The organism is Campylobacter sp. 107, assembly GCF_002383835.1.
In the GTDB taxonomy this organism is placed as follows: domain Bacteria; phylum Campylobacterota; class Campylobacteria; order Campylobacterales; family Campylobacteraceae; genus Campylobacter_D; species Campylobacter_D jejuni.
On sequence record NZ_NXBA01000020.1, the window covers coordinates 47,091 to 59,998 of the forward strand.

Annotated in this window: 9 protein-coding genes and 1 pseudogene; 3 read left to right on the forward strand and 7 right to left on the reverse strand. The window is 28.8% G+C overall.

Annotated features, from left to right (window positions below; all coding sequences use genetic code 11):
• Positions 1-112: 112 nt before the first annotated feature.
• Positions 113-3,865 (forward strand): Eco57I restriction-modification methylase domain-containing protein, encoded by a 3,753-nt coding sequence (locus BGS40_RS02670; protein ID WP_096738339.1) that lies wholly within the window; start codon positions 113-115, stop codon positions 3,863-3,865.
• Positions 3,866-3,892: 27 nt separating this feature from the next.
• Here the strand turns inward: BGS40_RS02670 and BGS40_RS02675 are convergent, their stop codons facing one another.
• Both BGS40_RS02675 and pta read right to left on the reverse strand, forming a co-directional pair.
• Positions 3,893-5,083, reverse strand: coding sequence for an acetate kinase (locus BGS40_RS02675; RefSeq protein ID WP_057096037.1), 1,191 nt, complete (start codon positions 5,081-5,083; stop codon positions 3,893-3,895).
• Between the two features lie 13 nt (positions 5,084-5,096).
• Complete coding sequence (gene pta, locus BGS40_RS02680; protein ID WP_075912943.1) at positions 5,097-6,602, reverse strand: phosphate acetyltransferase; 1,506 nt, start codon at positions 6,600-6,602, stop codon at positions 5,097-5,099.
• 89 nt (positions 6,603-6,691) lie between these two features.
• Between pta and flgH the strand changes: the two genes are divergently transcribed.
• A complete protein-coding gene (gene flgH, locus BGS40_RS02685; RefSeq protein ID WP_002852146.1) occupies positions 6,692-7,390 on the forward strand; it encodes a flagellar basal body L-ring protein FlgH in 699 nt (232 codons plus the stop codon).
• A gap of 30 nt (positions 7,391-7,420) precedes the next feature.
• Here the strand turns inward: flgH and ispG are convergent, their stop codons facing one another.
• A complete protein-coding gene (gene ispG, locus BGS40_RS02690) occupies positions 7,421-8,494 on the reverse strand; it encodes a flavodoxin-dependent (E)-4-hydroxy-3-methylbut-2-enyl-diphosphate synthase (protein WP_002852250.1) in 1,074 nt (357 codons plus the stop codon).
• 145 nt (positions 8,495-8,639) lie between these two features.
• Between ispG and BGS40_RS02695 the strand changes: the two are divergent.
• Positions 8,640-10,035: pseudogene (locus tag BGS40_RS02695) on the forward strand (DUF2972 domain-containing protein).
• 9 nt (positions 10,036-10,044) lie between these two features.
• On the opposite strand, the gene BGS40_RS02700 reads toward BGS40_RS02695, so the two are convergent.
• The 4 genes from BGS40_RS02700 to BGS40_RS02715 are packed head-to-tail and all read right to left on the reverse strand — an operon-like array spanning position 10,045 to position 12,776.
• Positions 10,045-11,898: a primosomal protein N' gene (locus BGS40_RS02700; protein WP_096738340.1), complete on the reverse strand. Its 1,854-nt coding sequence runs from the start codon at positions 11,896-11,898 to the stop codon at positions 10,045-10,047.
• On the reverse strand, positions 11,880-12,317 hold the full coding sequence (locus BGS40_RS02705) for a prepilin-type N-terminal cleavage/methylation domain-containing protein (protein ID WP_002852324.1): 438 nt from the start codon (positions 12,315-12,317) through the stop codon (positions 11,880-11,882). Before BGS40_RS02705 ends, BGS40_RS02700 begins: the two co-directional genes overlap by 19 nt.
• A complete protein-coding gene (locus tag BGS40_RS02710) occupies positions 12,314-12,556 on the reverse strand; it encodes a hypothetical protein (RefSeq protein WP_002854947.1) in 243 nt (80 codons plus the stop codon). Before BGS40_RS02710 ends, BGS40_RS02705 begins: the two co-directional genes overlap by 4 nt.
• Positions 12,546-12,776, reverse strand: a complete 231-nt coding sequence (locus BGS40_RS02715; protein WP_002852327.1) for a hypothetical protein — start codon at positions 12,774-12,776, stop codon at positions 12,546-12,548. Before BGS40_RS02715 ends, BGS40_RS02710 begins: the two co-directional genes overlap by 11 nt.
• Positions 12,777-12,908 lie beyond the last annotated feature (132 nt).

Sequence of the window (12,908 nt, forward strand, 5' to 3'; positions counted from 1 at the left end):
AGAAAATTAATTCCAACTAAAAAATCATTTTCATAAATAAGCACAAGTCTTTAAAGTTTTTTAGATATAATTTAAAATGTCAAATTTTTAAAAATACTTTAGAAAGAAAGCCATGAATTACTATCAAAAACTTAAAAAATACCTCAACAATAATCTTTTTACAAGCTATTCTTTAGAAATTGACTTTCCTAAGATTTATAATTTCAACGCAAATCAAAAAGCCTTTAGAGATATTTTAACTAAAATTACAAAAATTTACGACAAAAACAAATTTATAAAACAAAACGAACATCAATTTGAAGATGAATTTATATCAAAAGTATTAGAAATTTTAGGGTGGTGCTTTGTAAGACAAGATGAAAAAATCATACAAGGAAAATTGGAAAAACCTGATTTTCTACTTTTTAGCAATGACAAATTAAAATCAAAATACGAAAATTTAGACAAAGAAACAAAAAAATCAAGCAATGATTTCACAATCATTTTAGAGTCAAAAGCTTATAATATAGAAATAGACAATAAAAAAGTAAAAGACAACCCTCACTTTCAAATTCTAAGATATCTAGGCAATCTTAAGAAAAATTATGGTTTTTTAACCAATGGTAGATTTTGGCGTTTTTATGATAATTCTATACTGAATTCAAACAAAGTTTTTTACGAAATCAATCTAGAAAAAATCATTGAAGATCAAAATATTGAAGCTTTTGCGTATTTTTATAGTGTATTTAGCGCTTTTAATTTCACAGAAAAAGAAGATCATTTAGAAATAACTCTACAAAACAATAAACTTTCAAAAATCAAAATAGAAGATGATTTAAAATCTATCATTTACGGAACTAATGGAAATGAATCTTTATTTGAATTCATAGGCTCTAGAATTTACAATAAAACAAAGGCGGATTTAAAACTAATCTATGAAAATTCTTTATATTTTATCTTTAGGCTTTTATTTATTGTTTATTTTGAAGATAAATTTGAAATTATACTAGAAAAACATAAGTATTTTAAAAGTAAAATCAGTCTTAGAACCTTACTTGAAAATTTACAAGAAGATGAAAGCTCAAGTGGTGGCTTTGGAGAACTTGAAAATATTTTCAACATTTACAACAAAGGCAAAGGCAATTTTGATATGCCTGTTTTTAATGGCGGTTTGTTTGATGAGAGCAAAACCGCTCTTTTAAGCACGCCAAAAATCTTTAACGATAAAGATTTAAAATTCATTTTAAATCAATTATTAAATTTTAAAGATAAAAATCTAAGCTTTAAAAGAGATTACAAAACTTTAAGTGTAGAACATTTAGGCACGATTTATGAAGGCTTGCTTTCTTATTTTTTTGAAATAGCAAATGAAGATATTTACTATGTAAGCTATAAAGAAAAATCAAAAGAAATAGAATGTTATTTTGATAATTATGATTTCAAAATTTTAGAAAAATCAAAAAAAGTAGAAAAATACACCTTTTACAAAAAAGGACAAATTTACCTTAAAAATACTAGCAACTCAAGAAAAGCAAGCGCAAGCTTTTACACCCCTCAATCCATAGCTAATTTTTTAATCCAAAGTGCCTTAAAAGATAAACTAAACAATGAAAATATTTTGAAATTTAAAATACTAGACAATGCTTGCGGTAGTGGACATTTTTTAGTTGGAGTTTTAAATGCTATTACACACATTGTTTTATCAGATTTTGATCATTTTACAAATTTAAAAGAACTTTACGAAGAAGAAAAAGAAAATATTTTAAACTATATAAAAGATTTTGTGCAAGACTATGAAGTAGATGAGAGTGATATTTTAAAACGACTTTTACTAAAACGCATTATTTATGGGGTGGATTTAAACCCTTTTAGCATAGAGCTTACTAAACTTAGCCTTTGGATAGATAGTTTTATCTTTGGAACCCCACTTTCTTTTATAGAACACCACATAAAGTGCGGCAATGCTTTGATCAATTCTAACCTAAGTGATTTTAAAGATTTGATAAAACAAAACTCAAGCAACCTTTTTACAAATTCCATAACACAAGAATTTGAAATTTTACAAGAAGTATTTGAAAAACTTGATAATCTAAAAGATACCAACGAAGAACAAATCAAACAATCTAAACAAATCTATCAAAATGAAATCACACCAAAACTTAATAAACTAAATTTATATCTAAACTATATCAACACGCTTCATTTTGTCAACAAAGAAGAATTACAAATTCTAAAAGCCCTAAGTCAAGATGATATACAAAATTTAAGCCAAAATGAACAAGCAAAAAACATCATTAGCAAATATCAAAAAGAATTTAACTTCTTTAACTATGAGTTAGAATTTCCTGAAATCATAGAAAATCAAGTCTTTAAAGGCTTTGATATCATCATAGGTAATCCACCTTGGGATAAAACTAAATTTAGTGATGATGATTTCTTTCCACAATATAAAAGCGATTATAGAAGCTTAATCGCTAGCAAGAAAAAAGAAATTCAAGACAATTTGCTAGCGAAAGATTATATAAAGCAAAATTATGAAAAACAAAAAGCATATATAAATGATTTAAACGAGTATTATAAAAAAGCCTATCCTTTAAACAAAGGCAGTGGAGATGGAAATTTATTTCGTCTTTTTGTAGAAAAAAATCTTTCTCTTTTAAAACAAGATGGAAATTTAGCTTATGTTTTACCTAGTGCTTTGATGTTTGAAGATGGAAGCTTAACTTTAAGAAAAGAAATTTTAGAAAATAAAACTTTAGAATATTTTTATAGTTTTGAAAATAGACAAGCTATATTTGCTGATGTGCATAAAAGCTATAAATTTGCTCTTATGCTTATAAAAAACACACAAGCAAATCACACTCACAAAATCAAAATGATGTTTTATAAAACAGATATTAACTCACTAAAAAACAAAGATGAAATTTTAACTCTAAGCTTAGAAGATATCAAAAAGCTAAGTCCAACTCACCTAGCCTTAATGGAGTTAAAAGACAAACAGGCTTTAGAAATTCTAAGAAAATGCTACAATGCTTTTCAAAACTTGTCTTTTGATTATATAGATTTTGTAAATGAACTTCATATGACAAATGATAAAGATTTGTTTATAGAAGAGTTTAGAGAAGGACTTTTACCCTTATATGAAGGTAAAATGATACATCAATTTGATGCAAATTTTAGCCAAGCTACTTATTTTTTAGAAAAGGCTAAATTTGATGAGCGTTTAAAAAGTAAAGAACTTTCAAGAGCTAAAAAGGCCACCGGTAAAGAACTAAAGCCTGAATTGATAAAGTATGATAGAGAATTTTTTAGACTTGCTTATAGAGCCGTTGCAAGTGATACAAATGAGAGAACTTTGATAGCTTCTTTATTGCCAAAAAATTGTGGATGTGGAAATAGTGTTTATTCTAATATTCCAAAACAATATATTTTAAAAGATGATGAAATTTGCATGGATATAGTGCCTTATGAAAAGATTTTATTTGTTTTGGCTTTGTTAAATTCTTTAGTGGTTGATTTTATCATAAGAAATATGGTACAAATCAATGTAAGCAAAACCTATCTAGAAAGAATTCCCCTGCCTCAACCAAGTGATGAAGAAATTCAAAACAATGAAATCTATAAAACTCTAGCTAAAAATGCCTTGCTTTTACAGCTTTACAATGATCAAAATCATCATTTTGATGAGCTAAAACAAGAATTTAGTATAAAAAATGAAGAAATTCCAAAAACTAAAAAGGCTTATGATATCTTAAGAGCAAAAAATGATTTATTGGTTAAAGAACTTTATGGTTTAAGTGATGATGAATTTTCTTACATGATAAGCACTTTTAAGGTTTTAAACGAAAAGCAAAGTGAATATATAACCTTGCTAAAAACTATATAAATGAAAGATTTATATAGTTTTTAAAATTTAATTTTTACCGATAAGTTCTTCTGTGATTCTAGCGATTTCTAATTCTTCATCTGTAGGAATAACAAGCACTTTAACTTTAGAATTTACTTGATTTATCATTCTTTCGCCCGAAATCCTTTGTTTGTTAAGTTCAAAATCTAACTCGATACCAAGATGAGCTAATCTCTCGCATACTTTTTGTCGAACCAAACTATCATTTTCTCCTATACCACCTGTAAAAATAATAGCATCGGTTTTTGGTAATATAGCAAAATAAGCTCCTATGTATTTTACAAGACGGTAGCAAAACATATCAAGAGCCAAGCGTGCTTTATCATTACCTTGTTCTATCTCTCTTTCTATATCTCTAAAATCATTATAACCACAAATTCCATATACTCCGCTTTTTTTATTCATTAGAGTATCTATTTCTTCTATAGTTAAACCCTTAAGATGACTAATAAAAGGTAAAATAGCAGGATCTATATCTCCACAACGCGTTCCCATAATAAGTCCTTCAAGCGGAGTAAAGCCCATAGAAGTATCCACACTCTTACCTTTTTCTATAGCACATACACTTGCACCATTTCCAAGATGAGCAGAGATGACATTTAATTCATTTTGATCTTTTTGAAGAAATTTTGCCGCTCTAGAACTAACATAAGCATGAGAAGTCCCATGAAAACCATATCTTCTAATATTATGCTTATCATAAAAATCATAAGGCAAAGCATACATATAAGCAAAATCAGGCATAGTGCGATGAAAAGCTGTATCAAAAATAGCTGCATTAGCAACACTAGGTGCAGCTTTGATCATTGTTTTTATACCTGCTAAATGCGCAGGATTATGCAAAGGAGCAAAAATACTAACCCTATCTATCTCTTTAAGAACATAATCATCCACTAAACAATGCTCGCTTAAATTTCTTCCCCCATGAACTATACGATGACCACAGCCATCAAGCGCATTTAAATCTGCTAAAATTCCTGATTCTTTAAAAAGCTCATTAACTATACTAAGGCCTTCTTCGTGATTATTTATTGTTAATTCTCTTTCAAAACTTTCATTATTTAAAGTATTTTTTAATACAACCTTTGAATTTTGCTCTCCAATTTTTTCTACCAATCCACTGGCTTTAACGATTTTATTATCAAAAAATTTAAATTTAATCGATGAAGAACCTGAATTTAAAACTAAAATTTTCATTTATCATTCCTTTCTATTGAGCTTGTATTGCACTTAAAATTACGGTATCTACAATATCATCTACCAAACATCCACGACTTAAATCATTGACAGGTTTTTTAAGACCTTGCAAAATAGGACCGATTGCTAAAGCATTAGCAGTTCTTTGAACTGCTTTGTAACAAATATTTGCTGCGTTAAGATCAGGAAAAATATACACATTTGCATGACCTGCTATCTTAGAATTTGGCATTTTCTTTGCTGCAGTTTTTGGATCATAAGCGCAGTCAAACTGCATAGGACCATCTATATTCAACTCAGGATATTTTTCTTTAGCAATCTTTAATGCTTCTTTTACAAGATCTACGCTTTCTCCTTTACCGCTATCACCACTAGAATAAGAAAGCAAAGCTATTCTTGGTTCAAGTCCAAAAGATTTAGCAGTCATAGCACTTACATAGGCACTAGTTGCAAGTTGCTCAGCACTTGGGCTTGGATTTACAGCACAATCAGCAAAAGCTAAAACTTGATCTTCAAGTCCCATAAAGAAAATTCCTGAAACGGAACTAATGCCTTCTTTAGTTTTAATAAGCTGTAATGCTGGGCGAATCGTTTCAGCTGTAGTAGTTGATGCTCCACTAACCATAGCATCAGCTTTTCCAGTATGTATAAGCAAAGTTCCAAAATAAGTTTTATCCTGAACTAGCTTCCTAGCCTCTTCTAAACTCATGCCTTTAGATTTTCTTGCTTCATAAAGAATAGAAGTAAATTCTTGATTATATTCTGAATTAAGTGGATTCATAATTTGCATAGCACTTAAATCAAGACTTAATCTAGTAGCATCTTGTTTGATTTTTTCTTCATCGCCCAATAAAATAAGATCAACAACTTTACTTTTTAATAAAATTTCAGCAGCTTTTAAAATTCTCTCATCATTACTTTCTGGTAAAACAACGGTTTTTTTATTTTTTACGCTTTGTTTAATCAATTCATATTTAAAACGATGCGGAGTTATAAAATCATACTCTTTAAGCTTTTGCACTTCTTCAAAATTAAAATTTTCATTAATCAAAACATAATTACGACCATCTAGGGCATGATCGAAATATTTTTGAGCTATAAGTTTATCTTCATCGTTAATAATAGCAGCGATAGGGGTATTAAGATTTTTAGCTAATTTTATACTAAGATCAAATCCATCAAGTATTCCAAATTCGCAAAAACTATTTACAAGCACAAAATCGTATTTGCGTTTTAACTCTTCGTATTCTTCTAAAATAACATTAAAAAAATTATGAGGATCTTTGCTAAATTCCTCCATTGCCTCTCTAAAGGTAAAACCATAGGCACTTTTTACGGTTTGATTGATATTAAATTCTTCCAACCAACCCTGCAAAACAGGGACGCGATGTATGTATATCACAGGGCAATAAATTGCGATATTTTTGTAAATTTTGCTATAATTTTTAAGCAAATTTGTACTAATAATAGTATTTAACTCATCACTTCTAGATCTCATCAAATAAAGATTTGCCATCATTTTCTCCTTGAATTTATAAATGTGGAACACTCTTTGCTTTTTCTAATTTTAACAAAGAAAAATAAAAATTCATATTTTAAAGGACGAAAATGAAAAAAGTTTTATTTTATGTGTTACCGTTTGTATTTTTTGGTTGTTCTGCAACGGTTGATCCGCAAATTTCAATGAAACCACCTGCTTATGTAGAAGAACTTGCACCAAAACAAAGTAATAATATAGAAAGTGCGCCAGGATCGCTTTTTGGCAAAGGAGATAATCCTTTATTTTCAGATAAAAAAGCTATGAATGTAAATGATTTAGTTACAGTTGTTATACAAGAAAGTACCACTCAAAGCACACAAGCTAATAAAGCAACAAGCAGAACTAATACCTCAAATTTAGGCGGAGGTGCTTTAACAGGAAGTTCAGGAGTGGTAGCTAATGCTCTTAATAAAGTCAATGCTTATTCTAATATAGGCTTTCAAACCAATAGTTCAAACAACTACACAGGAACAGGCTCGCAAAGCAGAAATGAAAGTTTCAATACTACAATTTCAACACGTGTAATTAAAATTTTATCAAATGGTAATTATTTTATCGAAGGTTCAAGAGAGCTTTTAATCAACGGAGAGAAGCAAATCATACAATTAAGCGGTGTTATTCGTCCTTATGACATCGGTCAAGACAATACTATAGATAGTAAATATATAGCAGATGCTAAAATTCTATATAAAACAGAAGGAGAAGTGGATAGAAGCACAAGAAAACCTTGGGGTAGTAAAGTTATAGAAGCGATATGGCCATTCTAAAAAGCAAGGTTTAACCTTGCTTTTAGGCTTTTATTCTTTTACAACCCTACTTTTAACCTCATCTTCAACTTCAGCTAAAAATCTATCTACAAGTTCACTTTCTTTTAATTTAGCTACAACTTCACCATGTCTTATGACAAGTCCTTGATTTTTCCCAAAGGCTATAGCCACATCAGCGCCCTTAGCTTCGCCTAAAGCATTTACCACACAACCCATGACACTGATGTTTAAAGGTTCTTTTATATGCTTGGTTTTTTCCTCTACGATTTTAATCGCACTTAACAAATCACTTTGAATCCTACCGCAAGTTGGACATGAAATAATATTTACTCCGCTTTTTTGTACTCCGCTATCTTGCAAAATTGCTCTCGCTACACGAATTTCTTCTTCAAGCTCACCCGTCATAGAAACACGCATAGTATCGCCTATACCTTTAAGAAGTAAATTTCCTAAAGCTATAGAACTTTTTACAGTGCTATGAAATTTAGTTCCTGCTTCAGTTACCCCTAAGTGAAAAGGATAATCACAAAGCGGTCTTAATCTCTCATAAGCTTCTATAGTTTTTTGAGCATCTGAAGTCTTCATGGAAATTTTAATATCAAAAAAGTCTAAATCCTCTAAAAGCTTGATATTATACATGGCACTTTCTAGCATGGCATCGACACCATAACCAAATTTATCACTAAATTGTTTTTCTATGGAGCCGTGATTTACACCGATGCGTATAGGGATACCCCGTTCTTTACATGCTTTTACCACTTCTTTAATATTTTCTTTAGAGCCTATATTGCCAGGATTTATACGCACTCCATCGATAAATTCAGCACAATATACAGCCAAATTATGATTAAAATGAATATCTACGATTAAAGGTAGAGGACTTTTAGCTTTAATCTCTTTTAAAGCCCTTGCATCAGCCATATCCAAGCACGCCAAACGCACTATGTTTGCTCCTGCAAAATAAAGACGATTGATTTGTTCTAAAGAACCTTCTATATCTCTTGTTTTAGTAAAAAGCATAGATTGAACTGAAATGGGTGCATCACCGCCTATTAAAACATTTCCTACTTTGATTTGTCTGGTTTTAAATCTTTTATACTCCATAACTTCACTCTTTGAAAAATTTTAATATCAAATTTTAACTTTTTATTGCTTTAATTAAAGTTTATTTTTGATAATATATTTAAATTTCATGACATTTAAATATTTATGAATTATATATAAATTAAATACAATTAAAAGAGGTTATATGCAAAATCTTTTACTCTATATAAAAAATAACCTAACTCCAACCCTAGCTCAAATTCTTTTACAAGCTTTAAAAAATTCGAATAATGAAAAATTTTTTACCTTTGTTTTGGAAAATATTGAAACAATTTGCACTTGGCTCAATTCTAACGAATTTAGGGATAGATATTTATCAACAAAACATCCTTATCCACCTTTAATCAATCCTAATTTTATAGAAATAGATTCTAGTCGACATTGCGCAGAATTAGCTTGGGATTTAAATTTACCCCTGCCTAAACACTATAAATTTATCTATATTTCTCCACATGGCGTTGGAGCAGCAGCATTTTTAAGATACCTTAATCAATGTTGCGATGTAACTTGTTTTGCCTCCTGGGTTTTACCACCTGATAGCAAAGAGAGATATTGTATTAATTACATGTGTCTAAATGATAATACAATTGCTCAATATGCTATTAATATATCAGAAATTAATCTACCTTATTTTGATAAATATCTATCTTTATTAGATTTTAATTCTAAGATTATTTGCGGAGTTCGAGATCCAATGGGACTTTTAAAGCATAGCTGGGGAAGAGATTGGAGTAAAGTTTTAAGAAACTATCCCCCTGAATTTAATCTAACTTATGATTGGCGTTATTACATCAACTATCTTACTCATCAAAATCATAAAATTAAAATCGATATAAATGAACTACAACAAGGAGTTTTTATCATCTCTTATTTATTAAAATATTTTAACAAAGACAATGTATACTATCTTGATATGGAAGAAATCCGCCAATCAAAGGCCTTCGATACCATGAATTTACTTGCTATAAATTTTAATTTTACCCCCCCCCATAAAGATAAATTAGATTTATTTAAAATTAAAGAATTTAGAGGTTATATTCGCTATCTTTTTCCTATTACACTTTATGCAAATTCTAAAGATATTAATAACACCTTTTATCTTAATACTCCTAAAAAATAATAAAAATTTCAATATTGATAGAACTTCTAGCATTCCCATAATTTTAGACAGAAAACATATCAATCATGAAAAAATAGACATAATACAAGAAATTATAAAAAACGACCTATGTAATGATATGGGTGTATATATTGATAAAAATGATTTTAAGCAATTAGAACAAAACAATCTTTTATTTTCAACAATTAAACATTATTTGTATGATTTTTTATATCAAATTAAAATAACCATAGATGAAACAGAATCAAAAATGATGAAAGAAAAAGATGTAATAGATTATTTTATAAAAAATAAATCACTTATTTACACTTTTTTTAATATATTTGAAAATGAACTAAATCATTTAAAACAAACACATCCTCATATTATTGATTCTTGGAAATATTATAAAGAATTTGAAAAAATATACAAAGATAAATAATCATATCACTTACACAAAATCAATAGGATCAATATCCGCACTTGCATTTTTAAATTGCAAAATATAATTTTCAATTGCCACTAAAGCTTTATAATTTTCACTTCTAAGCAACAAATAAAAACGATATTTTCCATACAGCATTTCAACTCCACAAATTCCATAGCCTACCAATTCTACCTGTTTGATATTTCTAAATTGAGAAGCAAATTTTTCACAAAGTTTTTGTGCACTTTTTTGATCTTTATCTTCTATAAGAACTCTTAAAAGGCGTTTAAATGGGGGGTAAAGATCTTTTCTATTTTCTAACTCATCTTTTAAAAAAGCATCATAATTCTCTATATACCTTTCAAAAAAAGCTCTATTTTTTGTTTGCAAAAGTACTCTTGCTTCGCCTTTACGCCCTGCCCTACCTGCAACTTGCATAGCTAAAGCTAAAGTTTCTTCACTCGCTCTAAAACTAGGACGCAACAAATATTCATCAAGCCCTAAAATCACACTCAAATCCACACTATGATAATCATGTCCTTTAGCAAGCATAGAAGTGCCAATAAGTATATCGATCTTATTTTCATTAAAGTTTTTTAAAATAGTATTAAGCTTTTTAACGCTTGTGATTTCATCGCTATCAAATTTTGCTATTTTTGCTAAAGGCAAAGCATTTTGCAAAAGCTCTAAAAGTTCAGCAGTCCCAATTTTTCTAGCTTCTAACATTTCTCCTTTGCAACTTGGACAATTTTGCTCTATTAAAGAAGTATAATTACAATAATGACATTTTAAAATATTTTTCTTTTTATGCATACTCATGGCAATAGAACAAAAGGGACATTTTATCGTTTCTCCACAATCCTTGCAAATGATTTGCCTAAAATTAGCCCTTGTAGGTAAAAACACTATAGCTTGTTTTTGATGTTTTAAACTTTTTTCTAATTCGCTTAAAAGCATAGGTGTTATACCGAGCTCATTTTCATCATATAAAAAATGTTTTTTACTCTCAAAAAAAGTTCCTTTTAGTCTAAAACTTTTTTGTTTATAAAAGCTCGTTAAAGATGGGGTTGCAGAACCTAAAACCACTTTAATATTATTTTTTTGACCCAAAAAAAGTGCTAAATCTCTTGCATTGATAAAAGGCTGGTTAGAAGCCTTATAAGAATTATCGTGTTCTTCATCTACTACAATAAGTCCTAAATTTCTAAAAGGTAAAAACAAAGCCGATCTTGCACCCGCTACTAAAAGCACTTCTCCCTTGCAAAAACACTCTAAATATTCTTGCTTTTTTTTCTTTGAAATTTTAGAATGCCACAGGAAAAAATTATCCTTAAAATATACTTCTAAACGCTTTTGCATTTGTGGAGTAAGTGCGATTTCTGGCATCAAAAGTAAAGCTTGCTTACCCTGTTCTAAACACTCTTTTATTAAAGAAATATAAATTTCAGTCTTACCACTACCTGTGTCAGCAAAAAGCAAAGAATTATTTTCTTTTTGAAGAAAACTTAAGGCATTTTGTTGTTGATTGTTTAGCTTAGGGGTATCTTTAAAAAACATTTTTTGACATTCATACTTAGGACTAGTTTCGAAAAAGCCCAAAACAAAACCAAGTTTTGAAGCATAATAATAAACAATAAAATTTGCCAATTCAAGTTGCAAAGGAGTTAGAAAATACTTTGTAATTTCTTTAATTTCTATAGTTTTAAAATCAGGTTTTTGACATTCTTTAAGTACGATGGCTTTAAGATTTTTTTTAGATTTTAAATCCACTAATACCTGTGTTAAAGGTTTGATTTCATCAAAACTATGAAAAGTTAAATTATCCAAATACAAACCACAAATTGCAAGTTCATAATATCTTATATCAGATCTTTGCATCTAGAACTTCCTATACACTTTAACAAACCTTCTTTAGAATCATAAATAAATTCAACCATCTCTTTAGCATTTAATGCAAATCTATAGTGATTTTTACCTATTTTTATCCAAGATTTAAAATCAGAATAAATAGGTGTATCAAGCAAAGAATAATCACAATCATTTAAACAATAAAAGAGTTTTTCTTTGGCTTGATTATTTTGCGCATTATCTAAAATTTCTGGAAAATTTAAATTTTTAAGTCTCATTTGACTACGCATTAAAGCAAGAGCTGAGCTTAGCATTTCATAGTCCATTTTTAATTTTAAAATTTTAACCTCATCTTTTGTAGTATTGATAAAAGATAAAGATAAGCTTGACAAAATTCCCAAAATCAAAATCACAAAAACAAGCTCAAGCAGAGTAAAAGCTTTGTTCATTTTGTCGGGAGTTCTTCATTGATTGCTTTTATTAGTTTCTTAAGTTCTCTTTCTAGAATATAATTTTCATAACTTTTTTTAACAAACGCATCTACAAAGCGTTTAAGTTCTATTTTTTTAGTACCCCCTGAAATCAAAGCGATATCATCTTCTAAAAAATTTGCAAATTCTTCACTGCACTTAACAATGAAATCTTTTGCATTAACATTAACAATGACTTGTTTTAGATTATCTGCCAAGAACAGCCTCTATTTTCTTATAAATATCTTCGCTTTCTATATTGCGAGATTTAAGTTCTTCTTCTAAACGCATAATTTGATTACTTTTTGCTTCATTTTGTGCTTTAACGCTCACAAGCTCATTTCTTAAAGCCTCATTGGCTTCACAAACTTCGTTATACTTTTCAATTAATTCATTTACTTTATCTGTCATAGTATTGATTATTTTTTCATCAAACATATTTTTGCCTTCTTAAAAAATTTGTAATTTATGGAAAATATTATTTGATATTGTAGCAGAAAAAAATTTAAATTTAGGTTTTTATTGTCAATTAATTTTTAATTAAAGCATTTTCTTTTAAAATTTTTTCAA